At 49.8% G+C, this 18,343-nt stretch carries 19 protein-coding genes; 13 read left to right on the forward strand and 6 right to left on the reverse strand.

The window, feature by feature from the left end:
- From C2I18_RS25015 to cntE, 4 genes are read left to right on the forward strand one after another with little or no spacing between them, the layout of a single operon-like run.
- Entirely contained in the window at window positions 1–966 is a 966-nt protein-coding gene (locus C2I18_RS25015) for an ABC transporter permease (RefSeq protein ID WP_249898425.1), read from the forward strand.
- Window positions 959–1,786 carry an ABC transporter permease gene (locus tag C2I18_RS25020; RefSeq protein WP_249898426.1) on the forward strand — a complete coding sequence of 276 codons (828 nt, stop codon included), beginning with the start codon at window positions 959–961 and terminating at the stop codon, window positions 1,784–1,786. The genes C2I18_RS25015 and C2I18_RS25020 overlap by 8 nt, the downstream gene beginning before the upstream one ends.
- Before the next feature lie 38 nt (window positions 1,787–1,824).
- On the forward strand, window positions 1,825–3,468 hold the full coding sequence (locus C2I18_RS25025; protein ID WP_249898427.1) for an ABC transporter ATP-binding protein: 1,644 nt from the start codon (window positions 1,825–1,827) through the stop codon (window positions 3,466–3,468).
- Window positions 3,465–4,682, forward strand: a complete 1,218-nt coding sequence (gene cntE / locus C2I18_RS25030; RefSeq protein WP_249898428.1) for a staphylopine family metallophore export MFS transporter CntE — start codon at window positions 3,465–3,467, stop codon at window positions 4,680–4,682. The genes C2I18_RS25025 and cntE overlap by 4 nt, the downstream gene beginning before the upstream one ends.
- Before the next feature lie 238 nt (window positions 4,683–4,920).
- On the opposite strand, the gene C2I18_RS25035 is transcribed toward cntE, so the two are convergent.
- From C2I18_RS25035 to C2I18_RS25045, 3 genes are all read right to left on the reverse strand, one after another.
- Window positions 4,921–5,817 carry a sulfurtransferase gene (locus C2I18_RS25035; RefSeq protein ID WP_249898429.1) on the reverse strand — a complete coding sequence of 299 codons (897 nt, stop codon included), beginning with the start codon at window positions 5,815–5,817 and terminating at the stop codon, window positions 4,921–4,923.
- Window positions 5,818–5,921: 104 nt separating this feature from the next.
- Window positions 5,922–6,620, reverse strand: coding sequence for a zf-HC2 domain-containing protein (locus C2I18_RS25040; protein ID WP_249898430.1), 699 nt, complete (start codon window positions 6,618–6,620; stop codon window positions 5,922–5,924).
- The gene (locus C2I18_RS25045) at window positions 6,617–7,108 is read right to left on the reverse strand and encodes an RNA polymerase sigma factor (protein WP_249898431.1); all 492 of its coding nucleotides are present in this window, start codon (window positions 7,106–7,108) and stop codon (window positions 6,617–6,619) included. The genes C2I18_RS25040 and C2I18_RS25045 overlap by 4 nt, the downstream gene beginning before the upstream one ends.
- 82 nt (window positions 7,109–7,190) lie before the next feature.
- Here C2I18_RS25045 and C2I18_RS25050 point away from each other — a divergent pair, with 82 nt between their 5' ends.
- Window positions 7,191–8,174: a phosphotransferase gene (locus tag C2I18_RS25050; protein ID WP_249902231.1), complete on the forward strand. Its 984-nt coding sequence runs from the start codon at window positions 7,191–7,193 to the stop codon at window positions 8,172–8,174.
- 16 nt (window positions 8,175–8,190) lie between these two features.
- Here C2I18_RS25050 and C2I18_RS25055 read toward each other — a convergent pair whose 3' ends face one another.
- Window positions 8,191–8,745 carry a DUF1697 domain-containing protein gene (locus C2I18_RS25055; RefSeq protein WP_249898432.1) on the reverse strand — a complete coding sequence of 185 codons (555 nt, stop codon included), beginning with the start codon at window positions 8,743–8,745 and terminating at the stop codon, window positions 8,191–8,193.
- Window positions 8,746–8,941: 196 nt separating this feature from the next.
- Between C2I18_RS25055 and C2I18_RS25060 the strand changes: the two genes are divergently transcribed.
- From C2I18_RS25060 to mnhG, 8 genes are all read left to right on the forward strand, one after another.
- Window positions 8,942–10,012 (forward strand): ankyrin repeat domain-containing protein, encoded by a 1,071-nt coding sequence (locus C2I18_RS25060; RefSeq protein ID WP_249898433.1) that lies wholly within the window; start codon window positions 8,942–8,944, stop codon window positions 10,010–10,012.
- 158 nt (window positions 10,013–10,170) lie between these two features.
- Window positions 10,171–10,806 carry a universal stress protein gene (locus tag C2I18_RS25065; protein WP_249898434.1) on the forward strand — a complete coding sequence of 212 codons (636 nt, stop codon included), beginning with the start codon at window positions 10,171–10,173 and terminating at the stop codon, window positions 10,804–10,806.
- A gap of 66 nt (window positions 10,807–10,872) precedes the next feature.
- Entirely contained in the window at window positions 10,873–13,740 is a 2,868-nt protein-coding gene (locus tag C2I18_RS25070) for a Na+/H+ antiporter subunit A (RefSeq protein WP_249898435.1), read from the forward strand.
- Window positions 13,740–14,075, forward strand: a complete 336-nt coding sequence (locus C2I18_RS25075) for a Na(+)/H(+) antiporter subunit C (protein WP_249898436.1) — start codon at window positions 13,740–13,742, stop codon at window positions 14,073–14,075. Before C2I18_RS25070 ends, C2I18_RS25075 begins: the two co-directional genes overlap by 1 nt.
- Complete coding sequence (locus C2I18_RS25080) at window positions 14,072–15,550, forward strand: Na+/H+ antiporter subunit D (RefSeq protein WP_249898437.1); 1,479 nt, start codon at window positions 14,072–14,074, stop codon at window positions 15,548–15,550. Before C2I18_RS25075 ends, C2I18_RS25080 begins: the two co-directional genes overlap by 4 nt.
- A 6-nt stretch (window positions 15,551–15,556) precedes the next feature.
- Window positions 15,557–16,036 carry a Na+/H+ antiporter subunit E gene (locus C2I18_RS25085; RefSeq protein ID WP_249898438.1) on the forward strand — a complete coding sequence of 160 codons (480 nt, stop codon included), beginning with the start codon at window positions 15,557–15,559 and terminating at the stop codon, window positions 16,034–16,036.
- On the forward strand, window positions 16,033–16,326 hold the full coding sequence (locus C2I18_RS25090; protein ID WP_249898439.1) for a Na(+)/H(+) antiporter subunit F1: 294 nt from the start codon (window positions 16,033–16,035) through the stop codon (window positions 16,324–16,326). Before C2I18_RS25085 ends, C2I18_RS25090 begins: the two co-directional genes overlap by 4 nt.
- Window positions 16,301–16,684, forward strand: coding sequence for a monovalent cation/H(+) antiporter subunit G (mnhG, locus tag C2I18_RS25095; protein WP_249898440.1), 384 nt, complete (start codon window positions 16,301–16,303; stop codon window positions 16,682–16,684). The genes C2I18_RS25090 and mnhG overlap by 26 nt, the downstream gene beginning before the upstream one ends.
- A 144-nt stretch (window positions 16,685–16,828) precedes the next feature.
- On the opposite strand, the gene C2I18_RS25100 is transcribed toward mnhG, so the two are convergent.
- Window positions 16,829–17,770: a hypothetical protein gene (locus C2I18_RS25100; protein WP_249898441.1), complete on the reverse strand. Its 942-nt coding sequence runs from the start codon at window positions 17,768–17,770 to the stop codon at window positions 16,829–16,831.
- Between the two features lie 97 nt (window positions 17,771–17,867).
- Window positions 17,868–18,239: a hypothetical protein gene (locus tag C2I18_RS25105; protein WP_249898442.1), complete on the reverse strand. Its 372-nt coding sequence runs from the start codon at window positions 18,237–18,239 to the stop codon at window positions 17,868–17,870.
- Window positions 18,240–18,343 lie beyond the last annotated feature (104 nt).

The raw sequence follows: 18,343 nt of genomic DNA on the forward strand, positions 1-18,343 counted from the left end.
ATGGGGTTTCGGTTATTAAAAAAGGCCATAGAAACGCTTATTACTGTCTTCGTGGCCTCACTGGTCCTGTTTGCGCTTATTCGCCTTGCTCCGGGTGATCCTGCCAAACTGCTCATTGGCTCTACTTTCGAGGTTGCGATTGATGTTGAGGCTTATGATGCGGCGGTTAACGAAACGCGTGAACAAATGGGGCTTACAGAGAGTGTACCCAATCAGTATTTCTCATGGATGGGCAGCCTGCTGCAGCTGGATCTGGGGAATTCCTACTATACAGGTCGCGCAGTGACAGAGGAACTCGGTGAGAGATTGCCGGCCACACTTCTATTAGCAGCTGCCGCACTGCTGATTCAAGTGATATTAGGATTTGTAGTGGGGACGTTGTCTGCCGTTTATAATGGAGCATTTTTTGATACAGCGGTAAGGGTTATTTGTGTAGGGCTGGCATCCATTCCTGGATTTGTAATCGGCCTGCTGCTGCTTTTATTGTTAGCGGTCCAATTTGGTGTATACGAGATTACCAGTCAGGCGAGTCTTCCCAGATTATGGCTTCCTGCTTTGACGATGGGACTGCTGGGCGCGCCACAAATGATCCGTGTTGTGCGGGCCAACCTGCTGAGTGAATTGGGACAGGTCTATATTCAGTCTGCGGTATCCAGAGGGCTGAGCCAGCGACGGGTAGTGTGGCATGCGATGCGTAATGCACTGATTCCGACAATTACAATGATTGGCTTGTCATTCACTGCTTTTATAGGCGGGGCAGTTATCATTGAAAGTATTTTTGCCTGGCCGGGACTGGGAGAGTACGCACTTGAAGCTATTTTAAACAAGGATTATCCGGTCCTGCAGGGTTATGCTCTTCTAACGGTGGTATCGGTTGTCATCATTCATATTATAGTAGATGCTATTTATGCCGTTCTTGATCCCCGTGTTTCCCGGAGACAGGAAAGGGCGGTGACTAATGAGTAAACTGAAATCCATGTCGGGCCTCATTTTCGGCACTGTGCTGCTGGCGGTTATTGCAGGAGCTATTTTTGCAGCACCATGGTTATCGTTGCAGGATCCACTGGCAATGAGTGTGGGAGAACGTCTGGAGAAGCCAAGTGCAGAACATCCGCTTGGTACCGATCGATTCGGCCGCGATATTCTTTCCCGCACATTGCATGGAGGGAAAACAACGTTTCTTTCATGTGTCCTTGCATTGGGTTCAGCGTTATTAATCGGCATGCTGGTTGGCGTTACTGCCGGGATGTTTCATGACACGTTATTGGATCATGTTATTATGAGGCTTATCGATGTCCTGCTGGCTTTTCCGTTCATGGTGTTCGCAATGGTTATTGCCGCATTATTCGGAACTGGTTTATATCATTTATTGTTTGCAGTCGTAATCGTATGGTGGGTCAGTTTTGCTCGTCTGACCAGAAGCATCGTGCTTAGTGCGAAGAGCAGCACATCTGTTGATGCGGCTAGAGTGCTTGGCAGCTCAAATTTCATCATTATGATCAAAGAGCTTCTCCCAAAAGCGTTTGGGCCTGTTCTCGTTCTGGCAACATTTGAACTGGGCAACCTCATTTTGGCCATTGCCGCACTTTCCTTTATCGGACTGGGATCACAGCCGCCATCACCGGAGTGGGGAAGTATGCTTGCAGACGGACGTGCCCATTTCATGATGAACCCGCATGTGCTGCTGGGTCCAGCGCTCTTTATTGTGCTGACCGTTCTTGCGTTTAATTGCATTGGCGAAGGGCTGCGTGACCGTTTGGATCCGTATGAAAAAACGCGCATATAAAGAAAGCTTTATATAGGCAAGATGAAAGGGGGAGGATTATGAACGATGCTGGTCATCAGCAAATGCTTGATGTGGATAACCTCCAGGTATTCTACTTGCAAGAGGGGAAGCCGCAACCTGTCCTAAACTCCATTTCCTTCAAGCTTTGTAAAGGCGAGATTGTGTCATTGTTAGGAGAAAGCGGATCCGGAAAGTCAACCATTGCAAAAGCATTAACAGGATTACTTCCTCCTTCAGCGCAGCTTGCAGACGGTATAATGAAATTGAAAGATCATCCGCCAATGCAGCTTTCCGCACCGTCCGGAGCATGGATTGATATTCGTGGGCGGGGGATTGCGATGCTGTTCCAGGATGCCCGTTTAGCGCTTAATCCGATGATGACGATCAAAGATCATTTTTATGAAACGTTGAAGGTACATGGACTCGCAGGAGACAAACTAGAAAGTGCAGCAATTATCGAAGGGTGGCTATCCCGTCTTCATTTCAGTCATCCTTTCCAAATAATGAATGCCTATCCTCACGAGTTAAGCGGCGGCATGTGTCAGCGTATATGTTTGGCATTGACGTTATGTTTGCGACCGCAAGTTTTGATTGCCGATGAACCTACTTCAGCCCTCGATACCGTCAATCAGCGCGAGGTGCTTGAGTTGATACGAAATCTGCAGCAGGAGCTTGATTTGTCAGTGCTGCTTATTACACACGATATAGGTCTTGCACAGGCTATCAGTCACCGTACAATTGTGCTTCATAAGGGGAATATCGTTGAGGAGGGAGATACCGCAGATTTACTTGCCAAGCCTCGCCATTCCTATACCCGTCGATTGCTCAATTCCCGCATGCTTGCTTCTTCTTCTGAGGACATTCCTTCTTCTGGCGAACCATTCGTACTGGAATTGAAGCAATTGGTCAAAGTTTTCGACCAGAGGCGGATCGTACTCGATAAGATTAATTTGCATGTCCGAAAAGGGGAAATCGTTGGTATCCTGGGACAGAGCGGCTGCGGTAAATCTACGCTTACCCGTTGTATGCTGGGGCTGGAGCCAGTAAATTCAGGTGCGATCCATCTTCTAGGCCGAAATATTACATTTTTAAAGGGCAAGGAAAGGCGAAAGCTCGCCAGGCATATACAACTCGTCTTTCAGGATGCCAGAGCAAGCCTCAATCCGCATGAAAGTGCGCTTGAACTTGTACAAGCTCCGCTCAAAACGTTTCGGATCGGAAGTCGGAAGGAGCGATTGGAGCATGCCCGTCATCTGTTGGACGAGGTAGGCATAACCGGATCTGCTCAGCATCGCAGGCCTCCGCAATTAAGCACGGGACAATGCCAGCGGATTGCAATTGCCAGAGCGTTGGCTTTACAGCCCGATGTTCTTGTTTGTGATGAAGCGGTATCAGCACTGGATATGAATGTACAGACCCAGATACTGGAATTGCTGCAGCGTCTTCATCAACAATTCGGTTTTTCCATGATTATGATTTCGCATGATGTCCGTGTCCTGCGAGCCTTTTGTCACCAAATCGCAGTAATGCATGAAGGCAAGTTCATTGAAAGGTTGTCCGGAAAGGAGCTGTCATCCAGCGAGCATCCTCATACTTCGCTGCTTTTAAGATGCGCGGATGAATTAAGTGAACTGAGTGAGCGGAAGGCAACGAATAAGCATATGGAGGTCGTTCGATCTTGAGTCAATCACGGGTCACTTCTTGGCCATTTATTCGTCTCTATGCACTGGCGTTTCTGTTCTTCAGCGCCAATTCTATTCTGACCGTTATTATCCCTTTGCGAAGTGAAACATTAGGAGCCAGCAATTCGACAATCGGTTGGATTATGGGCGCTTATATGTTAACCTGTATGTTTTTTCGTCCTCTCGCGGGTCAAATTGTGCAGCGCTACGGAGCTACGAAGGTGCTGCGTATTTTATTGCTGGTGAACGGTTGTGCTTTATTGCTGTATCCTTTAACCGGTCTTATGGGATTTTTGGCTGCAAGACTGTTGCAAGGTGTATCTACCGCATTTTTTTCCATGTCATTGCAGATTGCTATCATAGACAGATTGTCAGATGAAGAGCGGTCGCAAGGGATTTCGCTGTATTCGTTGTTCACGTATATGCCGGGAATTATCGGTCCGGTTCTGGCGCTGGCCATTTGGGACCGGGGGGGATTAAATGCCTTCACCGTAGTAATGGTGGTCATAGCAGCAGGTACGGCGATGTTCGGATTTCTTACTCCGTCACATGCGGACGGTGAAGGAGACAATGAAGATGTCAAGCCACAGCCGCAAGCAGGGATGTGGTCTTCCTTCGGCCAACTGTTTACAGTTCCTCCTCTCTCATTATGTACATTGCTAATGCTTGGTGCATCTGTTGTATTTGGTGCTGTTTCAGTATTCGTTCCGCTCTATGCTCATCAAATCCAATTCGGTAACGCAGGCGTCTATCTAATGATTCAGGCCGCGGTTATCGTCCTTGCACGCTTTTACTTGCGCAAGCGCATTCCTTCGGACGGCTACTGGCGTAAATCGTTTATTCAAACGGTGCTCTTGCTCGCTTTGTCGGCAGCATTGCTGCTCTCTTTAGCTTCTGCATTGGGACCGGTAACGTTCTATCCGGCAGCTGTCTTGATGGGCATTGCTCAAGCTATGCTATATCCGGCGCTTACTACTTATTTGACATTTGTATTGCCACAAGCTTCCCGAAATGTGCTGCTCGGCTTATTCATTGCCTCAGCTGACTTGGGCATTTCTCTTGGTGGTATGGCAATGGGTCCTGTAGCTGACCTTTTGTCCTATTCCGGGATGTATGGCTTTTGCTGTATCCTCATTCTGATTCTTCTTGGGGTTGAGAAGGTTCTGCGGAGACACCTGAGCGTCCCGGGTGATAAGCTAGCCAAAATGGTTTAAAAGGATTGGAACCGCCGGGTGACAGAGTCCCCGGCAATTTTTTGCAGGTGTGGGTCAGGCAGGCTACAATAAAAAATACAGGTGCGTGTGGAAGCAGCCTAATAAAATGAATTGAAAAAAGCATTGAATTAAGTAACGGGTCCATGTTGATTTTCATGTACGCCCAAAACACCGCCCAAGGCCTTAGCCTACATGGCGGTGTTTTGTATTTTATAGACTGTACGCCCGTAACAAGATCCTATATTTCTCCCGTCGCCACCGGATTCTCCTCATACGAGATCCAGTCACTCCAGCTCCCCGCATACAGCCGCACATTCTTGAACCCGGCCTTCTCCAGCGCCATTACATTCGGGCAGGCGGTCACGCCGGAGCCGCAGTAGACGATAATCTCACGGTCCTTGTCCAGTGCGGCAAAATGTTCCGTAAGCTGTCCGGCGATTTTGTAGCTGCCGTCAGCATTCTGCGTATCTTTCCAGAAGTAGTTAACTGCGCCGGGGATATGGCCGGCTTTCTTGTCCATCGTCTCGTTCTGACCCTGATAACGGTCATTCGAACGGGAATCGATGAGGACGGGAAGAGCAGGAGAGGAGTCGCCAGAAAGGTTATTATCGGCTACGGGATCAGCCACGGCATCCGCCAATCTCTCCGAAACCTCGCGAACCTCATCAACACCCGCCAGCATCTGCGGCTGCACGTTGGCCACAAAGGTGCTCGGCACCCGCACAGGCTGATGAGCGGTCACCGGATATTTTTCCGCTTTCCAGGTGCTGAAGCTGTCCTCCAGAATGAATACCTGCTCATGTCCGAGATAGCGCAGCAGCCACCATAGCCGCGCAGCATTCATGCCGTTCTCGTTATCATAGGCCACAACCCGCGTCTCGTTGCTGATTCCCAGCTTTGAGAGGCGTGCCGCCAGAACTTGCGGATCAGGCAGCGGGTGGCGCCCGCCATGCGCCCCGACAGGACCGGACAAGTCCTGCTCCAGATCCAGATAGACAGCCCCCGGTATATGCTCCTCTTCATAGCTTTCCCGGCCGGCCTGGGGTTTACCGAGCGTGAACCGGCAATCTATGATCGTCTGCTCCGGTTCATAGAGTCTGGCCAGCAGCCAGCGTTTGGATACAGTTGCGTCCATTAACGATCCCATCCTTTGCAAATTCAATATGAAGTTTATTATAGCGGAAAAAATAGAATTCCGCAGAACCAGTTCCGCGCAGAGGGGAAGCACCAATGCAGCTTCTACCTTGATTCCACAAATTGAGCCTCGACCGCAGCTGTGGCCGGCGGCAGCTGTATTCCCTGCCTCCACAGCAGGACAGGATTGTCATTTTTCGGGCCAAAGTAGATGGCTTTAATCGCAATGGAAGGATCGGAGCGGTTCACATTTAACATTTCCAGGTCGATTCTGTCGTATCTGTTGCCGAGTCCAAGATCGGCGAATTTACGCGATTTAATCACAGGCCGCACAGGAGTAAGGTAGAAATTCCCGTCTTCCTCAAGCCTGCCATTAATCTGGTTCAGAACGTAACCGTCGGTTATTTTGACATGATAGGCGATTTTGCCGTTTTTAAGCTGGCTGATATCCGAAATCTGAATATTGCCCGAAGGAACCTTGATGATATTCCACCGGAATAACCCGGCATAGCCAAGCACAATTAAGCCGCACACTGCCGTAGCCAGAAGAAGGCCCTTCACAAAAGAACGGACCCGGGTGCGGTGCCAGTAGCCTTGGAAGCTGGACAAACCGCTGCTCTCCTGCTTATTTTTTTGCATAACCTCAAAGGGCAGAGGGTTCTCCTGCAGCTTGAGCAGGGCGGCGGTACATTTCCCGCAGGTGCCAAGGTGCTCCTCCACTGCTTTCCGGGCAGCTGTACTGCACACCTCATCATGGTATAACGGCAACAGGTCCTCAACAATTTCACAGGACAGTTTGTTCATCGGTTTTCCTCCATTAACAAGTCTTGTATGATGTCTCTTGCGCGGTGATAAGTGACTCTTGCCCAGCTCTCGGTCCTGCCGAAAACTTCACTGATATGGGCAAAGGACAGTTCGCCGAATACCCTCAGTGTAAAAACCTCTTTATAAGGCTCTTTCAGATTGTGCAGCAGCTTGTGGATCCTCAGCGCTTCGCTTTTATCTGCCAGGGTATGTTCAATTAAGCGGCTGCCGGACTGGACTATGGTCTCATGATCATACTGTTCATAGCGCTGCTGCTTGTCCATATAAGTAAAATATGTATTTTTGGCGATTTGACAGAGCCAGACACTGATTTTACAATTGCCTTTGAACTGGTTGATATTTTTTACTGCTTTCACGAACGTTTCCTGCGTGATCTCTTCTGCGATTGCTTTATCCCGGCTAAGAGACAACACAAACAAGTAGACATCCTGGAAATATTGCTTGTAGATTTGCTCTACATCAGCCACATGTTCACCACCTTACATAGATAAGACACCCTTAGGGGAATTTCGTTACAAAAAAAGAAAGGGGCATAAGCCTACGGATACTATTGTAAGCCGGAATTGGCCGGAATGGAGCGGAACGCTGCATAAGCGGAGCGGAGGGTGGAATAACACAACCTTCTTTGTGGAAAATAAAACGCGGCGCGCGGTGCTGCGGATCTATGACACGCATAAAGACAAGGATAAAATCCTGTTCGAGCATGCGGTGCTGGGACAGCTGGCGGCGCTGGATCTGCCGTTCCGCGTGCCGGCACCTGTCCGTGCTGCGGACGGAAATATAGTGGTAGAGCTTCCCGAGAAGGACGGGAAATTCGCCTGTTTATTCCAATATATTGAAGGGGATTCACCCGGGGACGAGGAAGCCGGCTTCTTTGGCTCGTTCGGTGAAGCGGCAGGTATTCTGTCTGCTGTCCTGGCAGAGGTGAATCCCGGACAAGTCCCGGTGTACCGGCCGTATTATGAACTTAGGCAATCTTATCCGCTATGCAGTCCGGAGGCTGTCCGCGGCATCTGTCTGAATCCCCCGCAACCGTTCAAGGATCTTGAACAGGAGCTGGCGCTGCTCTATGAAGCCTATGAGCATATTGCCGGTTCCCTGGAGCAGCTGGCCGGACTGCCGCATCAGCTGGTGCATGGCGATTTGAATGGATCAAATTTGCTGGTGCACAGCTCTGACCGCCGGCAGGTAGCGGCGCTGCTTGACTTCGAGTTTTGTACCCGCGATGTGCGGGCGATGGAACCGGCGGTAATCTTGTCCGGACTGGTAGGGCATGCGGAGGAGCAAGCCGCGGTACAGGAATTTTGGCGGGGCTTCAGCGGAGTGATCCGGCTCAGCGGCGCCGAAATAGAAGCCATTCCGGTCCTGATGCTGCTGCGCAAGGCCGATGTGTTCCTGCATTTCGTCAGCCGCTATCTCGAAGGGACAGATGAGGCAGATGTGCTGCGGGAGCAGACTGGACTGCTCGCAGGGGATCTGCGCCAGCTGTCCGCAAGCACAGCGCAAATGATGGACATTATTTGTTCAGAGTAGCTCATTCCGGAGTCGGTTACCCGGCCTGTTCACCGGCAGCCTGCATCAGCTGGTAGATCTTACGCGTTGTATTGACATTGCGGACGGTCATCTGCCGGTACAGCTTGGTACCGATAAGCTTCGTCATCCCGCTTTTAGTGATGTTCTCACGTTCGACTCCATACAAAATGGCTCCGGGTACATAGAGCAGGGTTCCGATTCCCGGCTTTAGCGGCAGTTCCTCCAGCACAGAAGGGGTATTAATCTCCTCCCAGAGGAACATCACATCGCTTTTCAGCTGATCATCATTGCTCCAGGATTCAGGCAGTGCCTCGACAACCGTACGGATTTCATCGATATTCCGGACCATCACTCTGATGTTCAGGCCAAAATCTCCGGCAATGGCCTGTTCGAGCAGCTCCGGCAGCTCTTCCTGGTCATGACTGTCACTCGCAAAAATAATATTTCCTGAATTGATATAGGTTGTAACCGAGGCCAGTCCGGCCTGTTCAAATGTTTCTTTGAGCAGCTTCATGCTGATTTTGTTGTTTCCGCCCACATTTATGCCCCTTAATAAAGCCACGTAGATCATTTTGCATCCCTGCTTTCCTGCGTATTGCTTACATTATAGAACCCGTTAAAACCGATAACAAACGTAAGCGGGAATTATTTCTGCATTTTATTTGGGTATATATTGGTAGTAATACATATTTCCGCATGGAGCGGAGACAAGGCATGAGCCAGGAGTAAACCGGCAAAAACTTCCGGAAGATATGGAGTGAAAAGGGATGTACAAATTGAAAAGTATAGGCAATTTTGCGGCCATGCCGGCTGAGGCCATTCCTATTTATGAAGGGAATGTGCAGGCGGTGCAGAATTTGCTTGCAGAAGGCTGGGAGGTCAATTCTGAAATCACGCTCAGCAAACACAGCAGAGTTACCCCTCTGGAGCTGGCACTGATCAGGGATGATCTGGAGATGGTAAAGCTGCTTGTGGAGCATGGCGCAGAATTGAACAACTCAGAGAAACCCGCCTTTTTAACAGCTGCCCGGTACGGCTCGGAGAAGACAGTACGTTATATCCATAGTCAGGGTGCAGAAATGAACCGCATGAACCGTGTGAAATCTAATGCATTTCAGGAAGCGTATTATGGAGGAGGCAGGAATATTCCGCTCCTTTTGGAGCTTGGGCTGGATATCCGCCGGTATGGCGGCGAAACCTTGCGGTCCGCTGTCTCTGACCATAAGCTGAAGCTTGTACAGTATCTGCTCGACCAGGGAGTGGATGTTAATTACAACGAAGCTGATATGGTGTACCCTTACCGGGCTACTCCGCTTACCGTTGCTGCCAGAAACAACAATTTGCCCATGGTCCAATATCTGATTGAACGCGGCGCAGATGTGACTATTGCCGAACAAGACGGAGAGCGTGCCTATACGATCGCCGTTGCTGCTAAAAATATGCAAATGGCTGAACTTATCAAGGCGCAGGAGCCTGCTGATTTTCATGATCTGAACAACAAGCTGCATGCCCTCCGGGCGTACAAGCTTCCGGCAGCACTGGTTTCTTTTCTGAAGGGAAAAGAACTGCGTTTAAATCTGCCCGGGAATGAATATGAAGTAGGTTACATTGATTTCTTCACACTCACAGATACTATTGAAATGAAAGCTGGAAGGTCGAAACTGCTGCGGCTTTCGGCAGTGGTGGATAACTACAGTGATCTGCTAATTGTGTGGCATCCGGGCTCACAAAAAATCGGCTGCTATGATGTGGAACATCAGGAATATCATCCATTGGCTAAATTCAAAGATTTTATTGCTGACCCCGTTACTTATTTGGGAATGCTGCTTGAAGGCTGATACACGGACCTCTGAGGTGTCGTTTCCTTGTCCGTAAACTTTACAAACAGTATCGGAATAGATATAATTTATTTATAACATTTAAGGGTTTAGAACAACAGAAAGGGGCCTAACGCCAGTAGGCTCCTTTTGTATTTCTTGCCCATGTTAACAGGAGGGTGAAGGTCATTCACAAGGAAAAGATTATGGTATGTGTTCATTATGGTCCGCACGGGGAGCGTTTAATCCGGCGTGGTGTCCAGCTGTCCGAGCTTATCGGAGCACCGCTGTATGTGCTCAATGTAGATAGTTCGGACAGTGATGAATACAATCAGAGTAAAGAAATGTTTATGACAGTATGGAAACGCCTGGCAGAGGAAGCAGGAGCAGAGTTTATGGTCCGCAAACGCCGGGGCCGCAAGACAACCGATGTTATTGTCGAAGCAGCAGAAGAGAAAGAGGTAACACAGATCATCATCGGGCAATCCGCCCAGACGCTGTGGCAGGAGCTGACCAAACGTAACTTCGTCAATGAGCTGATCAGCAAGATGAATATGATGGATCTGCATGTTGTCGCTGTTCAGCGGATGCGCGCAGGACTGGAAGAAACCCATGAAGAGGGTGTAATTTCCTATCTGGTGAAAAATGGCGGCGTGTACGAGCTCAGCGATGAACCGGAAGGCCCTGACTCCATCAAAGGTAAATATTTTCACGAATTGCACACGGAATTTGAGAATGGCTTGTTCAGAATTGAGCAAGATGGTAAGGCGAGATATTTGCATATTTGTGAGGGCAGATTGACGGATCCTTTATAGCCGTCTTTGCCTATCAGAACTAAGTAACAATGTTCACAACTTAAAATCTAGAGTGGAAAAGGAGGCTTGCCTTTGCTGCATATAACCGTTCTTGTTCCGTTTCTTCTGGCCTTGATGATAGCGCTTCTACGCAGGAGGATGCCCAGTATCCACAGAGGGTGGCTGATGCTTGCCGGCCCGCTGGCGCTGTTCATTTACTTTTTGACCCGGATTCCGGTCATCAAGGGAGGGGATTCCGGATATGAGACCGTATCATGGATTCCGTCCCTTGGCATTGATCTGGTGTTCCATCTTGATGGTTTAAGTTTGTTGTTCACATTGCTGATTACGGGGATGGGTACGCTTGTAATTATCTATTCCATTTTTTATCTGGAGAGACGCGAAGAATTGACCCCGTTTTATGTGTATCTCCTGTTATTTATGGGAGCTATGCTCGGGGTGGTGCTCTCCGATAACCTGATGGTGCTTTACGGTTTCTGGGAGCTTACAAGTGTATCTTCTTTCCTGCTGATCGCCTTTTGGCACCGGAGACAGAAATCGCGTTACGGCGCACTGAAGTCGATGCTGATTACTGTCTTCGGCGGTCTGGCGATGTTCGCCGGCTTCCTGATGCTGTATGTGATGACAGGAACCTTCAGCATCCGCGAGATCTGGAGCCAGGTTGGCGATATTAGCGGACATTCGCTGTTCGTTCCTGCCATGCTCCTGATTCTGCTGGGCGCTTTCACCAAGTCGGCCCAGTTCCCGTTCCATATCTGGCTGCCTGATGCCATGGAAGCGCCGACTCCGGTCAGTGCCTATCTGCATTCGGCAACGATGGTAAAAGCGGGTTTGTATCTGGCAGCACGTTTCAGCCCGGTGTTTGCGGGGCAACTAGAGTGGTTTTGGATTGTGTCGGGTGTCGGCCTGATCACCTTGATCTATGGATCGATCCAGGCGATGAAGCAGACGGACCTGAAGGCTCTGTTAGCCTATTCTACAATCAGTCAGCTGGGACTGATTATGGGATTACTGGGAATGGGATCAGCAGCTTCATTTTATAACGGTGAAGAAGCTGTATTCTATACCGCCGCAACAACGGCAGCACTCTTTCATTTGTTCAACCACGCCATATTCAAAGGCTCGCTGTTTATGGTCGTCGGGATTGTCGACCATGAGACCAATACGCGTGATCTGCGCAAGCTCGGGGGCCTCATCTCCCTGATGCCGGTGACCTTTACGGTGGCGCTGATCGGCAGCTTTTCCATGGCCGGCCTGCCGCCGTTTGCCGGTTTCCTCAGCAAGGAAATGTTTTTTACGGTGGTTCTGAATATCCGCGAGCTGGACATTCTGAACGTCCAATCGTTCTTTACGCTGTTTCCGGTCCTGGCCTGGATTGCCAGTATCTTCACCTTTGCTTACAGCATGATTCTGGTATTCGATACCTTTTTTGGCAAATACCAGCCCGAGAAGTTAGATAAGAAACCGCATGAGGCGCCTTTCGGGCTGCTGCTTCCTCCAATTATTCTGGCGGCGCTTGCCGTGGTGACCGGATTTTTCCCGAACATGCTGTCCAAAACACTGATTGTGCCGGGAATGAACGCGATTCATCCGCAGCTGGCGGCAAATGAACCTTTTTATGTGAATATCTATTTCTGGCATGGCTTTACCACCGAATTATGGATGACGCTTGGCGTGGTCATACTGGGGATTATCGTATACAGAGTGTACGGCCGTTTAAGTCTGGTGGACAAAGATTGGGGCAGAGGCAGAGGCATCACCCTGAATCAGGTCTATGACGGCAGTCTCCGGCTGGTGGAACGGTTATCCCGTTCAATCACCGGTCTGTATATGACAGGCTCCATGAGGCACTATCTGATGTACATCTTCGCTTTGTTCATTGTTATAGTGGGCGGTTCCATGCTGTACACGGAGGGAATTACATTCGGCCAAGGGCAGTATGCTCCGGTCTCCTTCTTTGAACTGGTTGCGGTGCTGGTCATGCTGACCGGTGCACTGGCTATTCCGTTTGCCAAGTCGCGGATTGCGGCAATTCTGCTGACGGGTATGGTCGGGTATATGGTAACTCTGCTCTTTATCCTGTTCCGGGCACCCGATCTGGCGCTTACGCAGATGATCGTTGAAGTGGTGTCGGTGACGCTGTTCCTGCTCTGCTTCCGGCATCTGCCGAAGCTTAAGCGCGAACAGGCCAAGTTCAAGGTGAAGGTGCCGAAGCTCATTATTGCGATCGGTTTCGGTGCGACAATGACACTGGTTGCGCTGGCGGCTCTCGGCAGCAGTCCGTTTGAATCGATTTCAAGCTACTACACGGAAAACAGCTACAAGCTGGGCGGCGGTAAAAATATTGTTAACGTGCTGCTTGTCGATTTCCGCGGCTTTGATACAATGTTTGAGATCACGGTGCTTGGACTTGCCTCACTGGCTATTTACTCCATGATCAAGCTGCAGCTGGAACCGGACGATAAGCCCGCTCTGGTAAAAAGTATATTTGACGATAGCAGGCCCCGGTATTCCCGCAGCAATGATGTGCTGCTGCAGTCGGTAGCCAAGGTGGCCTTCGTTATCATCATCACCTTCTCGCTCTATCTGTTCTTTGCCGGACATAACAATCCGGGAGGCGGCTTTATCGGCGCATTGATGGCGGCGGCAGCGCTGGTGCTGCTCTCCATAGCCTTCGGGCCGCAGTTTGTGGAGAAGGTGCTGCCTGTGGATTACCGCAAATTAATTGCCGTTGGCATCCTGCTGGCGTTTCTTACGGGAATGGGTTCCTTTCTGTTCGATGTTCCTTTCCTCAGCCAGGCTTTCGGGTATTATGAGCTGCCGATCATGGGAACGACGGAACTTACTACGGCGATGCTGTTCGACCTGGGAGTATACCTTTCGGTGATCGGTGTCACCATGAATATTATCTTTACGATCGGGAGGGATAACTGATGGAATTCCTTATTGCCCTGGCGATCGGTGTCCTGTTTACCGTTGGTGTATATCTGGTCCTGTCCAAGAGCCTGCTGCGCATCCTTTTGGGGACTACGCTGCTGACTCATGGCGTTCATCTGCTGCTGCTGACGATGGCGGGCCTGAAGACCGGTGCTTCCCCGCTGCTTGGCGAGAAGGCCGATGCATATGTTGATCCTTTGCCGCAGGCGCTTATCCTTACCTCGATTGTTATCAGCTTCGGGGTGACCGCGTTCTTCATCGTGCTGGCTTACCGGGCCTACCGGTCGGCGGGAATGGATGACGTGGAAGGCAGCAAGGGGGAACGCCAATGAACAATCTGCTGGTTATGCCATTGTTGATTCCGGCTCTTACGGGAGTCATCCTGATTTTTCTGAAAGAAAAGATCGGTCTGCAGCGTATCATCAGTGCAGTCAGTGTCTTTCTGAATATTGCGGTTGCAGTAACAATTGTATATCAGGTAAGTACAGATGGGATTCAAACGCTCTATATGGGCGGATGGATACCGCCGTACGGCATTGTTTTTGTCGCTGATATGTTTGCGGCGCTGCTCGTATTGACAACCTCTGTGGTAGGTGCAGCCTGCATGTTCTTTTCCTTCGCCAGTATCGGCGAACAGCGGGAGCGGTTTTACTTCTATACGTTCTTTCATTTCCTGCTGACCGGGGTGTTCGGCTCTTTCCTTACCGGAGACCTGTTCAACCTGTTCGTCTGCTTCGAGGTTATGCTGCTGGCTTCGTATGCCATGATCGTGCTGGGCGGAACCAAAATTCAATTGCGTGAAACGCTGAAATATATCCTCGTCAATGTGATCTCCTCCAGTTTGTTTGTAGCTGCGATTGCTTATCTGTATGCTGCTACAGGTACGCTTAACATGGCGCATCTCGCGATGCGTGTGGCGGAGGCGGGACAGGGCGGTGTTATGAACGTCATTGCAGTGGTACTTCTGCTGGTGTTCTCGCTCAAAGCCGGTCTGCTGCTGTTCTTCTGGCTGCCGGATTCCTACAGTGCGCCTCCGCTGGCGGTAAGGGCGTTGTTCGGGGCACTGCTGACCAAGGTGGGGCTGTATGCCATCATACGGATGTTCTCGCTGATCTTTGTTCATGATCCTGCGCTTACGCATACGCTGATTAGCTGGATGGCCGGAGCGACGATGATTCTGGGAGCCCTCGGGGCGATGGCCTATCATGATCTCAGCCGGATCTTTAACTATAATATCGTAATCAGTGTAGGCTTCATTGCGTTTGGTATATCGGTTGCGACCCACGATTCCTGGAGCGGAGTGGTGTTCTATCTGATGCACGATATGATTGCCAAGGCGCTGCTGTTTTTCCTCGGCGGGCTGATTATTGCAGCCTCGGGAACCGAACAGCTGAGACAGATGGGCGGACTGATCCGCCGGTACCCATGGACCGGCTGGATGTTCTTCATCCTGACCCTGGCGCTTGTGGGGGTACCCCCGCTTAGCGGTTTTGCCGGAAAGGTCATGATGATCCGCAGCGGGTTCGGCGAGCAGCAGGTTGCGTTATCACTGATTGCGCTTGCTTCAAGCTTTGTCGTATTGTATTCGCTGATCAAGGTGTTCCAGGAGGTTTTCTGGGGCGGGGAAAGAAGCGAAGAAGAAATTCATCCTTTGCGTTATAAAGCCATGATGGCGCCGGCTGCCGTGCTGTTTGTCCTGATTATTCTGATGGGCCTGGGTGCGGAAACTGTGAATGAATATGTTCTTCAGGCTGGTGCAGTGCTGGCTGATCCGGCACAATACATTAACGCAGTCATGAAGGAGTAGATGCAGATGGCCTTTCAAATATTATTGAATTTCATGATAGCTTTCCTGTGGATGTTCCTGTTCAATGACTGGACAGCATCCGGCTTCATCGTAGGCTATTTGCTAGGAGTTGCCGTATTGTTCGGACTGCGGCGTTTCTTCAACACACGTCTGTATCTTGGAAGAGGATGGGCAATCATTAAGCTGCTGGGACTGCTGCTGCGGGAGCTGGTGGTATCCAGTTATGTTGTGGTGAAGGCGGTGCTCAGACCCAAACTGGACATCCGTCCGGCTATTCTGATGTATCATACAGAATTGAAATCGGATTGGGAAGTGGCAATTCTGATCACCATATTATGCCTGAATCCGGGTTCCGTGGTGCTTGAGGTTTCCAAGGATAACCGGACATTGTATATTCATGCGATGGATATAAGGGATGCTGAACAATTCCGGGACAGTATACGCAATACGTTTGAAAGAGCGATTTTGGAGGTGTCCCGCTCATGATTAATTTTATACTCATGCTGTCGATATCGATCATGGTCATTTCTATCGGGATTTGCGCCTGGAGACTGGTCAAAGGGCCGTCCCTGCCTGACCGAGTTGCAGCGCTGGATACGATCGGAATTAACCTGCTGGCGATGGTGGCTGTACTTTCGATCTTGTTCAGAACGCAGACCTTTATTGAATACATTTTGCTGATCGGAATTCTCTCTTTTATCGGAACGGTAGCGATGGCCCGGTATATTGAAAGGGGAGTGGTCCTGGAATATGGAAACGATCAAGACGGTACTTGAATTCCTGGTGGTCCTTCTGATATTGACCGGCGCTTTGCTCAGTGCTGCCAGTTCTTTTGGACTGATCCGTCTGCCGGACGTTTATTTAAGATCGCATGCCGCAGCCAAAAGCGCCACGCTTGGTGTACTGTGCGTACTCAGCGGTGCATTTCTCTACTTTGCGTTTTTTCTTGATTTCATCAGTGCGAAGCTGCTGCTCGGGATTGTTTTCGTATTTATGACTTCCCCGCTGGCAGCCCATCTGACCAGCCGTGCCGCCTACCGGACAGGTGTACCGCTGTGGAACCGCCGGATACAGGATGACTTGAAAGAGGTGCTGGAGAAGGAACGGGCTCAGTCAGATTCCTCTTCATCATAGTTCTGATAAATAATAACAGGGATGTCCACCAGGCCATAAAGCGTCTGGGGCATCCCTGTTTTTTTGACGTGATTGAAGTTTTATTCGGGGCCCCCGTAAAGTACCCGATTTCCCTTCGAAGCAAAGCTACACTTTGTGGGGGGATTATTTTATCCGGCGGAATAGATAGACTGCATTTTCGCCTGTGGGCGGAAGAATCAGTGAAGACAAGGTTTCATAAAGTTCCATCGAGAAATCTTCCAGCTGGTAATAAGTCGCGAAATCCCCGGTAATTGCGGGACTGCGCGTGCCGATAACGATGTACAGTTCAACAGATGGTGTTCTGAAGACCTGCTTCTCATAATTGTTTCCCGGGACAGGCCATGAGCATATAACCGTTTTTGGACTGTATTTGGCCAGAGCCGCTTTGGCATCGAGCTTTTCCACAAAATCCGGATATTTGATGTAATGCTCCCAGCTGTAGTCATCGGTTGCCCTGCAGTCGACACGCTGCTGCTTCAGGAAGGCGGTTAAAGTCCCATCCCCGGCACCGATCTCCAGGCATGGATTTTCCCCGATAAGAACCGCCAGCTCCTTGATCAGCTCTTTGGAGTAGAAGCAATATATCCCCTGTTTATTAACAAGCGGCATCAGTATCCGTTTATTGACCACCAGCTTCCAGAACAAACGGAACTTGCGGACAGATACCGGCTTGCGTTCAAGCCCTTTGGTGAACAAAAGCTTTTGCAGCAATGTCCCGTCCCACACATTAAAGCGGACATTTTCATGCGGAGTGTTAGAGGAGGACGCAACCGCTGCTTTTTCAAGCAGATAAAAAGCAAATCGCGCTTTGATAATATCCGGCAAAAAGGCGTTGACGGTTTTTTCATTCCATTCGCTTTTTTGAATTTTAGATTTGGCGATTTTCGCATTAACCGTGTATTTGTCCAGGATCGCTTTGGTGAAATTCGTTTTCCCGGCTGCTTTTAACGCACGGATCTCTTCAAGGACTTCGTCCTTGTACTGCGGATACTGGGTCAGCAGCGTTTCCACGCTGATCTCGTTAACCATAATTTTTGCAGCAGTATCCCTGGTGAAATTTCTCATAGATTACCTCGCTATGCTGAAAAGGGTAAAATAAGACGCTATAAGCTATAACGTACATATTTTACCCGAGAAATTGTAATGAGGCAATGTAACTGCATCAGATCAGCCGGTAACCTGAAGGCAAATTCCCGCTGCTGCGGATGTTACGGATTTGGGCAAGCGTCAGTCTCTGATTGGTGGAAATAATAGATTCAACATCATTGCCGGAAATATAATCATCCAAATCTCTGATGTTGTGATTTCCCCGCAGGACACGGAAGCTGCCTCTGAACCGGGTTCTGCTGAACAGTACGAGCGTGGCATTGCTGCTGGTGGAGAAGAAGCGCAGGCTTTCGATACCGTCCAGAATATTATCCGTATTGCGGATGCCCAGGTTGCCGGTATAGGTCCGTACTCTTCCCCGGTAATTCTCCTCTTCATAAACTCTCAGCCGCGGATAAGTCTGTGAAACATGAACTGAAGGTTTCATATCCATTCCTCCCGATAGTGTGATAAGCAGGTGGTGCAATACTATTCTATGAAATGCTTTTGGTAAGGGTATGGACTAGTCTCCTTCAGGCAGCCTAATCTTGA

Source organism: Paenibacillus sp. PK3_47, assembly GCF_023520895.1.
Classification (GTDB): Bacteria; Bacillota; Bacilli; order Paenibacillales; family Paenibacillaceae; genus Paenibacillus_AQ.